The organism is Telluria sp. AZSoR62, from assembly GCF_058111565.1.
In genome coordinates, this window is sequence record NZ_JBYTST010000007.1 from 190464 (window position 1) to 204242 (window position 13779).

Genomic DNA, 13779 nt, shown 5'->3' on the forward strand with positions numbered 1-13779 from the left:
GTTAGCGCAGCTTCAGGGTGGACAGGCCGACCAGCACCAGCATCATGGTCACGATCCAGAAGCGGACCACGACCTTGGTCTCTTTCCAGCCCTTTTGTTCGAAATGGTGGTGCAGCGGCGCCATCAGGAACACGCGGCGCCCGGCGCCGTAGCGCTTCTTGGTGTACTTGAACCAGGTGACCTGGATGATCACCGACAGGGTCTCGGCCACGAACACGCCGCCCATGATGAACAGGACGATTTCCTGGCGCACGATGACGGCGATGGTGCCCAGCGCGCCGCCCAGCGCCAGCGCGCCGACGTCGCCCATGAACATCTGGGCCGGGTGCGCGTTATACCAGAGGAAGGCCAGGCCCGCGCCGGCCATCGCGCCGCAGAAGATCAGGAGTTCGCCGGCGCCCGGGATATACGGGATCAGGAGGTATTTCGAGAAGGTCGCGCTGCCGGTCAGGTAGGCGAACAGGCCCAGGGCGCCGCCGACCATCACGGTCGGCATGATCGCCAGGCCGTCCAGGCCGTCGGTGAAGTTCACGGCATTGCTCGAGCCGACGATCACGCAATAGGTCAGCGCGATGAAGCCCCAGACGCCCAGCGGATAGCTGATCGACTTGAAGAACGGGACGATCAGGTCGGCCTTGGGCGGCAGGGTCATCGAGAAGCCCGACTGCACCCAGGCGTAGAACAGCTGCAGCACTTCCCACGGGTTCGCGGCCGAGACCGAGAAGGCCAGGTAGAGCGCCGAGGCGATGCCGACCAGCGACATCCAGAAGTATTTTTCGCGCGAACGCATGCCTTCCGGGTCCTTGTAGACCACCTTGCGGTAGTCGTCGACCCAGCCGACGGCGCCGAAGCCCATGGTCACGACCAGCACCGGCCAGATCAGGCGGTTCGACAGGTCGCACCACAGCAGGGTCGAGATGCCGATCGCGATCAGGACCAGCACGCCGCCCATGGTCGGGGTGCCGTGCTTGGCCAGGTGGGTCTGTGGACCATAGGTGCGCACCGCCTGGCCGACCTTGAGGGCGGTCAGCTTGCGGATCACGGCCGGGCCGCAGACCAGGCCGATGGCAATGGCGGTGATGGTGGCGAACACCGCACGGAAAGTGATGTAGTTGAAAACACGCAGTGGACCGATGTAGTCCTGGAAGTATTGGGCGAGCCAGAGAAGCATTTAGTGGGCGTCCTTGCTAGGTGTTGATCCGGTCAGGTGCTGGACCACGCGTTCCATCTTCATGAAACGCGAGCCCTTCACCAGCACAGTCGCGCTGCTATTGCCGCCCAGTGTGGAATCCAGTGCTGCCAATAAGTCGTCGAACTGCTCGTAATGCCGTGCTCCCGACGCGCTCATCGAGCGGGCCAGTTCGCCAGTGGCGAGCACGTGCTCGATGCCCTGCTGCTGCGCATAGGCACCGACTTCTTCGTGAAATTCTTTTCCCTGCGTGCCGACTTCGCCCATGTCGCCCACCACCAGGATGCGCGGGGCCGGATAGGCGGCCAGCACGTCGATCGCGGCGCGCATCGAGTCCGGATTGGCGTTGTAGGTGTCGTCGATGACGGTGGCGCCGCCCGCGGCCTGCTTCTGCTGCAGGCGTCCGCCCACCGGCACAAAGGCTTCCAGACCGCGCACGATGGCGTCCACCGGCACGCCGGCGGCCAGGGTGCTGGCGATCGCGGCCAGCGCATTGCGCACGTTGTGCTCGCCCGCGGCGGCCAGCTTGATCGCGAACTGCCCGCCGCGCGCCGTCACCTGCAGCGCGTTGCCGAAGCCGCTGGCCGTGTAGGTCGCGCGCACGTCGCATTCCTCGCCCAGGCCGAAGGTCAGCACCGGGCACGGCGCCAGGCCGCGCCACAATTCGGTATATGTGTCGTCGCCCGGGAACACGGCCACGCCGTCGGGCGGCAGGGCCTGCAGCACCGCGCCGTTCTCGCGCGCCACGGCTTCCACGGTGTGCATGAATTCCTGGTGCTCGCGCTGGGCGTTGTTCACCATGGCCACCGTCGGGGCGGCGATCGCCGCCAGGCGGGCGATCTCGCCCGGATGGTTCATGCCCATCTCGATCACGGCGGCGCGATGCCACATCCCCAGGCGGAACAGGGTCAAGGGCACGCCGATCTCGTTGTTCAGGTTGCCCTGGGTCGCCAGGCGGGCGTCTTCGCCCACGAAAGCGGCCAGGATGGACGCGATCATTTCCTTGACCGTGGTCTTGCCGTTCGAGCCGGTCACGCCGATCACGGGAATCGCGTGCTGGCTGCGCCAGAAGTTCGCAATGCGGCCCAGCGCCACCAGGGTGTCGGGCACCACGATGGCCGGCAGGGTCCAGCCTTCCGGCAGGGCGTGCACCACCACGGCGGCCACGCCGCGGGCCTCGACCTGGCCGAGGAAGCCGTGTGCGTCGAAGGTCTCGCCCTTGAGCGCGACGAACAGCGCACCGGCCGGGGCGCTGCGGCTGTCGGTCGAGACGCCCTCGATCCCGACATTGCCGCCGACGAGCCGGGCGCCCGGGATGGCCGCCGCCAGTTGTGCGAGGGTTGCGCGCATCAGTGAGTCCTCATCATGGTAAGCCGCGCGCTCAGGGCGAGCGTGGCATGGTCGGCATCGGAGAACGGCATCTTCTTGCCCTTGATCTCCTGGTAGGGCTCGTGGCCCTTCCCTGCCAGCAGGATGACGTCCTGCTTGCCGGCGTTTTTCACGGCCGACAGGATGGCGGTGGCGCGGTCTTCGATGGCCTGCACGTCCTTGTCCATGCCGGCGACGATCTGGGCGATGATGCTGGCCGGGTCTTCGCTGCGCGGGTTGTCGCTGGTGACCACGACCTGGTCGGCCGCTTGCGCGATGGCGCCCATCTGCGGGCGCTTGCCCGGATCGCGGTCGCCGCCGCAGCCGAACACGCACCACAGCTGGCCGCCGCGTTCCAGGGCCACCTGGCGCAGCGCCTCCAGGGTCTTTTCCAGCGCGTCCGGCGTATGCGCATAGTCGATCACGACCATCGGCGCATCCTGGCCGCCCACCTGCTGCATGCGGCCCGGGGCCGGCACGAGGGCTTCGATGGCTTCGACCGCGTGTTTGAGCGCCACACCCTTGGCCAGCAGCGCGCCCAGCACCGCCAGCGCATTGCTCACGTTGAAGTGGCCGACCAGCGCGGTCTTGACGACCGCGTTGCCGGCCGGCGTTTCGACGGTGAATTCGGTGCCCGCATGGCGGCTGCGCAGGTTCGCGGCGCGCAGGATGCCCACGCCGTCGATGGCCGGCTGTTCGGCTTCGCTTTTAAGCGTGTAGCCGGTGACCGGCAGCGACGCGAAGCGCGTGCGCAGGTGCGCGACCAGGCGCTGCCCTGCCGGGTCGTCCAGGTTGACGATGGCCGACTTGAGGCCTTCCCATTCGAACAGCTTGACCTTGGCCGCTTCGTAGCTGTCCATGTCGCCATGGAAGTCGAGGTGGTCGCGGGTCAGGTTGGTGAAGATGGCGGCGTCGACATGCATGCCGGCCATGCGGTCCTGGACCAGGCCGATGGACGAGGCTTCGATCGCCAGCGCGGTGGCGCCCTGCGCGCGCAGCTCGCCCAGGGTCTGGGCCAGCAGCACGGCGTCCGGGGTGGTGTAGCCGGTGGCGTCGAACTGCGGTTCGGCCTTGCCCTTGGCGATGCCCACGCCCAGGGTGCCGATCATGGCGGCGGTCTCGCCCAGGCGCGCCAGGGCCTGTCCCAGCCATACCGCGCAGGACGTCTTGCCATTGGTGCCGGTGACGGCCACGGTGAACATGCCGGCATCGGGACGCTCCAGCACCGCATGGGCGATCGGCCCGGCGTGCTGCTTCAGGCCGGCGACGGCCAGGTGGGCGACTGTGTGCGCTTCACTCCAGGCATGACCGTTTTCTTCGTACACCACGGCAGCGGCGCCCGCGTCGATCGCGGCGCCGATGTAGGCGCGGCCGTCGGCGCCCTCGCCCGGATAGGCAAAGAACACATCGCCCGGCGCCACGCGGCGCGAATCGGAAACGAGACGGCCGCCTGGTGCGGCGGCGCGGATCCACTGGGAGATGTCGTGCAGGCGAACGGCCATCACATGCTCTCCTCGAGGGGTTCTTCGGGAATGATGATGTCGGTCACCGAGGAATCGGGCGGCACGTTGGCGGCCCGCAGCGCATTCGACGCCAGGTCGGCCGCGGTCGGGGCGGCGACGCTGCCGCCGGTGCGCAGGGCGCCGCGCGGGTTGTCGATCATGACGGCGATCACGAAGCGCGGCTTGGACATCGGCGCGATGCCGACGAAGTAGCCGATGTTGTCGGTCTTCGAATAGCGGCCGTTGACGATCTTTTCCGCGGTGCCGGTCTTGCCGCCCACGCGGTAGCCGGCCACCTGGGCCTTGGAGGCGGTGCCGTCCGGGCCAACCACGGATTCGAGCATGGTGCGCACCTGGGCCGCGGTTTTCGGCGAGATCACCTGCTGGCCGACCGGCTGCTCGTCCACCTTCAGGAAGGACAGCGGGATGATGTCGCCGTCGCGCGCGAACACCATGTAGGAACGCGCCAGCTGCAGGAGCGAGACCGACAGGCCGTGGCCGAAGGACATGTTGGCATATTCGATCGGTTTCCAGGATTTCCATGGGCGCACGCGGCCGGCGACGGCGCCCGGGAAGCCGTAGCGCGGCGCCTGGCCGAAACCGAGCTTGGTGTACAGCTCCCACATGTCCTGGGGCTGGAGCATCTGGGCGATCTTGACGGTGCCGACGTTCGAGGATTTCTGGATGATGCCGCCGACCGTGAGCGCGTCCTTCGGGTGCATGTCGCGGATGGTGCGCCCGCCCACGACGATGCGCCCGCCCGAGACGTCGAACACGGTGTCGGGCGTGATGCGTTTCTTCTCCAGGCCGAGCGCGATCGTGATCGGCTTGAGCGTGGAACCCGGCTCGAAGGTATCGGTGATGACGCGGTTGCGCAGCTGCGCGCCGGTCAGCTTGGAGCGGTCGTTCGGGTTATAGGTCGGGTAGTTGGCCATGGCCAGCACTTCGCCCGTCTGCACGTCCAGCACCACGGCGCCGCCGGCCTGGGCGTTGAATTTCTCGACCGCGTTCTTGACGCTGGTGAAGGCGATGTACTGCAGCTTGCTGTCGACCGACAGGGTCAGGTCCTTGCCCTGGTGCGGCTCGCGGAACATGCCCAGGTCTTCGGCGATATGGCCCAGGCGGTCCTTGATCACGCGGCGGCTGCCCGGCACGCCGACCAGGGCCTTCTGGTGGTACAGCTCCATGCCTTCCTGGCCGATGTCCTCGACATTGGTGAAGCCGACCATGTGGGTCATCACTTCGCCCTGCGGGTAGAAGCGCTTGTATTCCTTGCGGGTATCGATGCCGTCGATCTTGAGCTTCTCGATCTGGGCGATGACCGGCATCTCGACCTGGCGCTTGAGATAGACGAAGGTGCGGTCCGAGTCGAGCTTCTTGCGCAGTTCGGCTTCCGGCATCTCGAGCAGGCGCGCCAGTTCGGTGATCTTCGCGCCCGGGGACTTCAGCACGTCCTCGGGAATGGCCCACACCGCCTTGACCGGCAGGGAGGACGCCAGCACCGCGCCGTTGCGGTCCATGATCTTGCCGCGCGTGGCCGGCAGTTCGAGCGTGCGCTCGTAGCGGCTCTTGCCCTGCTTTTGCAGGAACTGGGTCGACATGCCCTGCAGCCAGAGCGCGCGCGCGCCGAGCGCGGCGAAGGCCGCGAACAGCACGAACAGCACCAGGCGCGAGCGCCAGCTCGGCACGTTCACGGCCAGCACGGGGCTCTTCGAGAAGGCCACGCCCTTGGAGGCGGCAACCCGCGAGGTGGCACGGCGTTCGACGCGCGCATTCGGCCGGCTCATCGCGCCCCTTCCGTCAGGTACTGGGTACGGGCCGGGCTCAAGGGAACCATGTCCAGGTTGGTGCGGGCGATCTGCTCGATGCGCTCGTTCTTGCCGAGCGTGGACTGGTCGAGCTGGAGCTGGGCCCAGTCGATGTCGAGCTGGCGCGACTGCTGCTGCAGGCGTTCGAGTTCGATCAGCAGGTGGCGCGCCTTGTAGCGGGCGTTCACGACCGACAGCGCGCACAGGACCAGCGCGGCCGCGAGCAGGGCATTGAGCTTGCCGCTCATGGCGTGCCTCCCAGCCGTTCGGCCACGCGCAGCACGGCCGAGCGGGCGCGCGGGTTGGCGCCGACTTCTTCGTCCGATGGCTTGATCTTGTCGACCAGTTTCATCAGCGGCTGCGGCAGGTCGACGGCGCGGATCGGCAGGCGGCGGTCCGGCTGCTCGACTTTCGCCTTGGACGCCAGGAACTGCTTGACCATGCGGTCTTCCAGCGAATGGAAGCTGATTACCGACATGCGGGCGCCGGGGGCGAGCATGGCATAGGCCGCACTCAAGCCTTGTTCGAGGTCTTCAAGCTCTTTATTGATGAAAATCCGGATAGCCTGAAAGGTCCGGGTTGCCGGATCCTTGCCTTTTTCCCGAGTCTTGACCGCGTTTGCCACGATTGCGGCAAGCTGTCGTGTGGTCGAAATTGGTTCGATTGCCCGGCGAGCTGCAACCGCCTTTGCAATCTGGAAAGCAAACCGCTCTTCTCCATAATCTCGTATAACCTTTTCCAATTGTTGTTCCGGCGCGATGGCCAGCCAGTCGGCCGCCGACATCCCGCGCGTGGTGTCCATGCGCATGTCGAGGGGCCCGTCCTGGCGGAAGCTGAATCCGCGCGTGGCGTCGTCCACCTGGGGCGACGAGATACCAAGGTCCAGCAGGATGCCGTCGACCTGCTTGACGCCGCGCGCGGCCAGCGCGTCCTGCATCGTGGCAAAACTGTCATGCACGATCGTGAAACGGGGGTCGTCGATCTGCCCGGCGGTGGCAATCGCCTGCAGATCCTTGTCGAAAGCGAACAGGCGGCCCTGCGGCCCCAGGCGCGAGAGCAGCAGGCGGCTGTGGCCGCCGCGGCCGAAGGTGCCGTCTATATAGATACCGTTGACGCGCTCGCCCGTCAGGTCGAGCGCATCGACTGCTTCGTCGAGCAGTACGGTGCGATGCTGGTATTCGGATACCGCGCCTTGTGCCGGCGACATGTCGGTCATCAAGGCCTCAGAAAGAGAAATTGGAAAGCACATCGGGCATGCCGCCGGCAACGGCCTCGGCTTCGCTGTCGGCGAGCTTGGCGGCGTCCCAGATCTCGAAATGGGTACCCATGCCGAGCATCATGACTTCCTTTTCCAGCCCGACGGCGGCGCGCAGCTCGGGCGAAATCAGCACGCGGCCGGCGCTGTCCACCTCGACATCGCAGGCGTTACCAAGGAAAATGCGCTGCCATGCACGTGCCGACATCGGCCATGCGGCGATCTGGTCGCGGTGCTGTTCCCAGACCGGGCGCGGGAAGAACAGGAGGCAGCCGTGCGGGTGCTTGGTCAGCGTCATGCGGCCTTCGCACTGGACCGTCAAGGCGTCACGATGCTTTGCCGGAATCGACATCCTGCCTTTTGCATCGAGATTGATCGCTGACGCGCCCTGGAACACAGATTACCTAGCTTGGAGAGTTATCAATTTAGAATTTTTTAGCCGTCCGGGGTTCCGAAAATCCCCCACAAAACGACACTTTTTCACACTGTTTCCCACTTTATTGGAATCAATGTTGGTGGTCAAGCGAATTCACGTCCGGCAAATCTTAAATTTTCTAATGAAACCAAGGACTTAGCTTCATCTCTTGACCCTATGTCAACCTAAAATGTCTCCTAAATCAGTCACTTAGGAAATACAGTGAAGGTTGTGCATCACTTGTAATGACAATAATTTCTCTTGATAAAGATCACGGCATGCATGGTGTTTACATATAGAAACTAATCTTCCCTTGCAGCATTGACCCTTCCAAAATTGCGGCACTCTTCAGGACGCGCTAGCATCAAGCCAAGGCAAGCACCCATCCCGCATATGACTCAGCCGGCAACAAGCCGCTCCAAGGGATACGGACATGCCAGGCTGAACCTTGTTTGCTACCAGGGAGTCCGCAGTGAGCATCACCCTCGCCCGCACCTGTTCGGTGTACGACCTGATCGAAGTCCAGGAAGCGCTCGACCGCAGCCGCGGCCGCTCTCCCGAGCTTGAGGCCTTCTACGAGCGCATGCTCGAGACCGGTGCCGAGCGCTTCGTCACCACTCCGTCTTCGACAAGTGCACTGGATCCATTGTTCGAGGAATGTCCGAATTTCGATGAAGTGCTGGGCGACCTGGCGCGCTACCTGCGCCTGGCCCATGCCGGCAACAAGGGATTCAATGTGATGCCCATCCTGCTGCTGGGCGGCCCGGGCGTGGGCAAGACCCACTTCGCGCGGCGGCTGGCGCGGATGATGCAGACCGAATGCGAACTGATCAGCATGAATGCGCTGTCGGCCGGTTTCGTGATCACCGGCAGCTCGGCCAGCTGGCGCGGCGCCAAGTGCGGCAAGGTGGCCGAGCGCCTGGTGCGCGGACAGTATGCGAACCCGGTGGTGGTGCTCGACGAAGTGGAAAAGGCAAGCGGCTCTTCGCAATCCGATCCGCTGGCGGCCTTGTATCAGTTACTGGAACCGGAGACCTCGCGCAGCTTCCGCGACGAGTTCATCGACGTGGAGCTCGATGCGAGCCGGATCTTCTGGGTGCTGACGGCGAACTCCACCGAGGGCATCCCTGCCCCGCTCCTGAATCGCATGGCGGTATACGAGGTGCCGGCCCCGACGCCCGAGCAGGCGGCCGGCATTGCGCAGCGCATGTATCGTGCCCTGGTGCGGGAACTGAACCTGGGCGGGTTCGACGATGATTTGGCCGACAAGGTCCTGGACTGTCTGGCGCCAGTCTCGCCGCGCGACTTGCGCAAGACGCTGCTCGATGCGCTGGGCTATGCGGTGGCGGCCGGGCGCGGGCATGTGGCGGTGGGCGATATCCGCATGCGGCCGGTGCCGGGCAAAGCGCGCATCGGTTTCTGAAGCGGATAACGGCGCAGCCGGGTTCAGCGAAGGTAAGCCTTCAGCACATCGGCGCTGCGGTCCATGCCTTCCTTCAGGCGCCGCTCGGCGCGCGCCGCGTATTCCTCCGGGGCGCCGCCGCCCTGGCTGGCGGCATTCGCGGCGATCGCCTTGCTGGCGACCCCAAAAGCGAGAATGGCCTGGTCCCAGCTCAGGCCCGACGCCAGCGCGTCTTCGACCGCGCGCGCGGCGAGTCCACCGAGCTTCTGGACCAGGCGCGGGTCCGCATCTCCCATATTCAACATGTCCGGCCTCCTTGGCGCGTGCTGTATCAGGCGGAGTGCAGGCTGCCCTCCTCGTGCGGATCATACGTTATCGCGGCCGGGTCGCCGAACACGCTTGAAGCCGGAGGGCTCGATGACAGTCGCGCACATGAAGGCCGGCAGCGCGCCCGATGCAAACACCAGCCGTGCAGGACCGGCATGGCTGCTTCATGGTGTTGCGCCAGGATGTTCTGGGGCCTCCCAGGCCTTGGCATGCGCCACCGCCCTGCCCCAGCGCGCCATCAGTTCGCCGCGCCGGCCGGCATCCATCTGCGGCTCGAAACGCCGCTCGACCTGCCACTGGCTGCCGATGTCCTCGACCGTTTCCCAATAGCCGACCGCCAGTCCCGCCAGGTAGGCCGCGCCCAGCGCCGTGGTTTCCAGCACCTGCGGCCGCACGACCGGGATGCCGAGCAGGTCGGCCTGGAACTGCATCAGCAGGTCGTTGCGCGCCGCGCCGCCATCGGCGCGCATCTCGAGCACGGCGCAGGCCGCGTCCTTCTGCATCGCGCCAAGGAGTTCGGCGCTCTGGTAGGCGATGGCTTCGACCGCGGCGCGCGCGATGTGGGCGGCCGTGGTCCCGCGCGTCATGCCGACGATTGTCCCGCGCGCGTAGGGGTCCCAGTGCGGGGCGCCCAGGCCGGTGAAGGCCGGCACCAGCATCACGCCCCCGCTATCGGGCACGCTCATGGCCAGCGGCTCGACGTCGCTGGAGTCCTTGATGAACCCCAGGCCGTCGCGCAGCCATTGCACGGTGGCGCCGCCCATGAAGACGCTGCCCTCCAGCAGGTAGGTGGTGGCGCCCTGCACGCTCCAGCCGACGGTGGACAGCAGGCGGTTGTGCGACACGGGCGGCGTATCTCCCGCATGCATCAGCATGAAGCAGCCGGTGCCATAGGTATTCTTGACCAGGCCCTTGCGATGGCAGGCCTGGCCGAAGGTGGCGGCCTGCTGGTCGCCGGCGATCCCGGCGATCGGGATCGCATGGCCGAACCAGGCTTCGGCGGCCAGACCCACCACTTCGGAACTGCCCACCACCTCGGGCAAGACGGAAGCAGGTATATCAAACAACTCCAGCAGCGCATCGTCCCAGCACAGCGTGCGGATGTTGAACAGCATCGTGCGCGCAGCATTGCTGCTGTCGGTGACGTGGCGCCCGCACAGGCGGAACACCAGCCAGCTGTCGACGGTGCCGAAGGCCAGCTCGCCGCGCTCGGCGCGTGCGCGCGCACCGGGCACGTGCTCGAGCAGCCATTGCAGCTTGGTGGCGGAAAAATAGGCGTCCAGCTCGAGTCCGGTGCGCTGCTGGATATCGGCGGCCTTGCCCTGCGCGCGCAGGCGGTCGCAGATATCGGCGGTGCGCCGGTCCTGCCAGACGATGGCGCGGGCGACCGGCTCGCCGCTGGCGCGGTCCCACAAGACGGTGGTCTCGCGCTGGTTGGCGATGCCGATGGCGGCGACCTGGGAGGCGTGGATGCCGGCTTCGCGCAGGGCGTGGCGGGCGCAGGCAAGCTGGGTATGCCAGATGTCGAGCGCGTCGTGCTCGACCCATCCCGGCTGGGGGAAATGCTGGGGATATTCCTGCTGGCTGCAGGCGAGCGGCCGGCCCTGGTGGTCGAACACGATCGCGCGCGAACTGGTGGTGCCCTGGTCGAGGGCAAGGATGTATTTCATCAATGGCTCACCAAGGCAGGGTCCATGAGGGACCGGCAAAATTCAATGTAAAGCAGGCCGATAGGCCGGATTCTGTGTAGCGGTTCCCCTTGCGGGTCGCCGCCTGGACAGCCATTCCTCTAGGCGCTGGATTACTCCAGCGCTCAAGCTTCCTACCCGCACGCTCCGCGAGCAACATCAACGCGTGCCTATTTGGAATTGCTCCGAGTGGAGGTTACCGCGTTTCACCGTAACTGAATACGCTCGTCTCTGTGGCCCTATTCCTCGCCTTATACCACCCCACTTGCGCGTGGCGGCTTTCAGCGGACGGCCGTTAACCGTCACCCTGCTCTATGGAGTCCGGACCTTCCTCCCGCCAGTACCTTGACGATACCGGCCAGCGGCTGCCTGGCCTGCTTCACGGGGGGCATTGTAACCGATCGGGGCAGTCGAGCGCCGGGTCAAGGGCGCGCTTGTGGTTTGCAGGCACAGCGCCTGGCCCGCACCGCGTCGCGTTTTCTGAAATTTTGTGTCGCCATTTCAAAAGCCCGCGCAGGCCTGCTGGCATAAAATCATCCGTTACCCAACCAGCAAGGATGACCGAACCATGACGCACCCTTCCCGCACCGGCGGCCAGATCCTGGTCGATGCACTCGCGATCCACGGCGTGGATACCGCCTTCGGCGTACCCGGCGAGAGCTATCTCGACGTGCTGGACGCGCTGCATGACTCGGCTATCCGCTTCGTGATCAACCGCCAGGAAGGCGGCGCGGCCTTCATGGCCGAAGCCTACGGCAAGCTCACCGGCAAGCCGGGCATCTGCTTCGTCACCCGCGGCCCGGGCGCGACCAATGCCTCGATCGGCGTGCACACCGCCTACCAGGATTCGACCCCGATGATCCTGTTCATCGGCCAGGTCGGCAACGACTTCATCGACCGCGAAGCCTTCCAGGAAATCGACTACCGCCGCATGTTCGGCGAGATGGCCAAGTGGGTCGCGCAGATCGACCGCGCCGACCGCATTCCCGAATACCTCGCGCGCGCCTTCCAGGTCGCCACCAGCGGCCGTCCCGGCCCGGTGGTGCTGGCCCTGCCGGAAGACATGCTGGTCACGACAGCCCAAGTTGCCGACACCCGCCGCTACCAGCCGGTGCAGGCTTCGCCATCGGCGGCGCAAATCGACACGCTGCGCACCATGCTGGCGGAAGCGAAGCGCCCGGTCGTGCTGCTGGGCGGCGGCACCTGGAACGACCAGGCCTGCGCCGACCTGGCGCGCTTTGCCGAAGCCAACCACCTGCCGGTGGGCTGCACCTTCCGCTTCCAGGACCTGATGGACAACGCGCACCCGAACTACATCGGCGACGTCGGCATCGGCATCAACCCGAAGCTGGCCGCGCGCGTGGCGCAGGCGGACCTGGTGATCGCCATCGGCCCGCGCCTGGGCGAGATGACGACCGGCGGCTACACGCTGCTGGCCTCCCCGGTGCCACGCCAGCGCCTGGTCCACATCCACGCGGACGCGGAAGAACTGGGCAGCGTCTACCAGGCCGACCTGATGATCGCCAGCGGCGCGCCGCAGGCCTGCGCCATGCTGGCGGCCATGGAGCCGGTCGATGCGACGGCGTGGGCCGGCAGCGTGCTGGAGGCGAAGCAGGAGCTGGCGGCCTTCCAGGCGCAGCCGCCGATCTTCAAGGACGGCGCCGCGCCGCTCGACTTGTGGCAGGTGGTGCAGGACCTGATGGCCGTGCTGCCGCGCGACGCCATCCTCACCAACGGCGCCGGCAACTACGCCTCGTGGGCGCACCGCTTCTACCGCTATGGAGGCATGCGCACCCAGCTCGCGCCGACCAATGGCGCGATGGGGTATGGCGTGCCCTCCGGCGTCGCGGCCAAGATCGTGCACCCGGAGCGCGCCGTCGTGACCTTTGCCGGCGACGGCGAATTCATGATGACGGGCCAGGAACTGGCGACCGCGGTGCAATACAAGGCCGGCGTGGTCATCCTGGTCTTCAACAACAGCATGTTCGGCACCATCCGCATGCACCAGGAAAAGACTTATCCGGGCCGCGTGTCGGGCACCGAATTGCGCAACCCGGATTTCGCGGCCTTGGCGCGCGCCTACGGCGGCCATGGCGAGGTGGTCGAGTCGACCGAGGCGTTTGCGCCTGCCCTGCAGCGGGCGCTCAGGCATGCAAACGAGCAGCTGCTGCCGGCCCTGATCGAATTGCGCTATGACGGCAACCTGATCACGCCGAACGCGACGCTGGAAACCCTGCGCCAGGCGGCGCAAGCGGCCCAGGCCGGGCGCTAGTCCAGCCGCTCGGTCGCCTTGCCAGGGAATCGTAGCGTGGGCGGATTCCGCCCACGCGGTGATCGTTGCGAGGTAACCAGCCGCACGGGCAGCAGCACGGCCGCCTGAACGCGTGGGCAAGGAACTTGCCCACCCTACGGGTTAGCGTCGGCTCTTGAGAAGCCGGCAAGCGCTTACCGCTGTTCCAGGCCGAGCTCGGCCGGCAGCGGGATCGGTTTGTCGAAGAAGCTGACCGGTTCGCCCGACGGTTTAGTGAGGAAGGTTGCGACGAGGGCGATGAAGGCCCACACAATAATGTTGCGCAAGGTTGCGGCGCTGCCATCGGTGGCGTTGTCGCCGTAGATGAGCCGCTTCAGAAAGTTGGTGATTTTCACGGTGGCCCCGTTGTTCGTTATTTATGGTTTTCTCTCTGCGCTCAATTTAACGCAACTCGCCATCGATTTCCAGAACCGCACTGTTGAGTAGCCTATCGGTTTCATCAATAATGCAACAAGAAATTTACCCTACGCATGTTTACGGGCCATTCCCGTCGCTTGGGGGAAGAATCTTGCTG

At 65.8% G+C, this 13779-nt stretch carries 12 protein-coding genes and 1 other RNA gene; 2 read left to right on the forward strand and 11 right to left on the reverse strand.

Going from position 1 to position 13779, the window contains the following annotated elements; translation table 11 throughout:
• Position 1: 1 nt before the first annotated feature.
• From mraY to mraZ, 7 genes are read right to left on the reverse strand one after another with little or no spacing between them, the layout of a single operon-like run.
• Positions 2-1171, reverse strand: coding sequence for a phospho-N-acetylmuramoyl-pentapeptide-transferase (gene mraY / locus AC3XQU_RS13050; RefSeq protein ID WP_489874585.1), 1170 nt, complete (start codon positions 1169-1171; stop codon positions 2-4).
• Positions 1172-2539: a UDP-N-acetylmuramoyl-tripeptide--D-alanyl-D-alanine ligase gene (locus tag AC3XQU_RS13055; RefSeq protein ID WP_489874586.1), complete on the reverse strand. Its 1368-nt coding sequence runs from the start codon at positions 2537-2539 to the stop codon at positions 1172-1174. It abuts the gene before it with no gap.
• Positions 2539-4059, reverse strand: coding sequence for a UDP-N-acetylmuramoyl-L-alanyl-D-glutamate--2,6-diaminopimelate ligase (locus AC3XQU_RS13060; RefSeq protein WP_489874587.1), 1521 nt, complete (start codon positions 4057-4059; stop codon positions 2539-2541). Before AC3XQU_RS13060 ends, AC3XQU_RS13055 begins: the two co-directional genes overlap by 1 nt.
• Complete coding sequence (locus AC3XQU_RS13065; protein WP_489874588.1) at positions 4059-5846, reverse strand: peptidoglycan D,D-transpeptidase FtsI family protein; 1788 nt, start codon at positions 5844-5846, stop codon at positions 4059-4061. Before AC3XQU_RS13065 ends, AC3XQU_RS13060 begins: the two co-directional genes overlap by 1 nt.
• Positions 5843-6115: a cell division protein FtsL gene (gene ftsL, locus AC3XQU_RS13070; RefSeq protein WP_489874589.1), complete on the reverse strand. Its 273-nt coding sequence runs from the start codon at positions 6113-6115 to the stop codon at positions 5843-5845. The genes AC3XQU_RS13065 and ftsL overlap by 4 nt, the downstream gene beginning before the upstream one ends.
• Positions 6112-7083 (reverse strand): 16S rRNA (cytosine(1402)-N(4))-methyltransferase RsmH, encoded by a 972-nt coding sequence (rsmH, locus tag AC3XQU_RS13075; RefSeq protein ID WP_489874590.1) that lies wholly within the window; start codon positions 7081-7083, stop codon positions 6112-6114. The genes ftsL and rsmH overlap by 4 nt, the downstream gene beginning before the upstream one ends.
• A 7-nt stretch (positions 7084-7090) precedes the next feature.
• A complete protein-coding gene (gene mraZ / locus AC3XQU_RS13080; RefSeq protein ID WP_489874591.1) occupies positions 7091-7519 on the reverse strand; it encodes a division/cell wall cluster transcriptional repressor MraZ in 429 nt (142 codons plus the stop codon).
• Positions 7520-8009: 490 nt separating this feature from the next.
• Here mraZ and AC3XQU_RS13085 point away from each other — a divergent pair, with 490 nt between their 5' ends.
• A complete protein-coding gene (locus AC3XQU_RS13085) occupies positions 8010-8960 on the forward strand; it encodes an AAA family ATPase (RefSeq protein WP_489874592.1) in 951 nt (316 codons plus the stop codon).
• 23 nt (positions 8961-8983) lie between these two features.
• Here the strand turns inward: AC3XQU_RS13085 and AC3XQU_RS13090 are convergent, their stop codons facing one another.
• The 3 genes from AC3XQU_RS13090 to rnpB all read right to left on the reverse strand — a co-directional run bounded on the left by AC3XQU_RS13090 (position 8984) and on the right by rnpB (position 11335).
• Positions 8984-9244 carry a hypothetical protein gene (locus tag AC3XQU_RS13090; RefSeq protein WP_489874593.1) on the reverse strand — a complete coding sequence of 87 codons (261 nt, stop codon included), beginning with the start codon at positions 9242-9244 and terminating at the stop codon, positions 8984-8986.
• Positions 9245-9430: 186 nt separating this feature from the next.
• Entirely contained in the window at positions 9431-10939 is a 1509-nt protein-coding gene (glpK, locus tag AC3XQU_RS13095; protein WP_489874594.1) for a glycerol kinase GlpK, read from the reverse strand.
• A gap of 42 nt (positions 10940-10981) precedes the next feature.
• Positions 10982-11335, reverse strand: an RNA gene (rnpB, locus tag AC3XQU_RS13100) — RNase P RNA component class A.
• Between the two features lie 187 nt (positions 11336-11522).
• Between rnpB and AC3XQU_RS13105 the strand changes: the two genes are divergently transcribed.
• Entirely contained in the window at positions 11523-13226 is a 1704-nt protein-coding gene (locus tag AC3XQU_RS13105; protein WP_489874595.1) for a thiamine pyrophosphate-binding protein, read from the forward strand.
• Positions 13227-13399: 173 nt separating this feature from the next.
• Here AC3XQU_RS13105 and AC3XQU_RS13110 read toward each other — a convergent pair whose 3' ends face one another.
• Complete coding sequence (locus AC3XQU_RS13110) at positions 13400-13600, reverse strand: hypothetical protein (RefSeq protein WP_489874596.1); 201 nt, start codon at positions 13598-13600, stop codon at positions 13400-13402.
• Positions 13601-13779 lie beyond the last annotated feature (179 nt).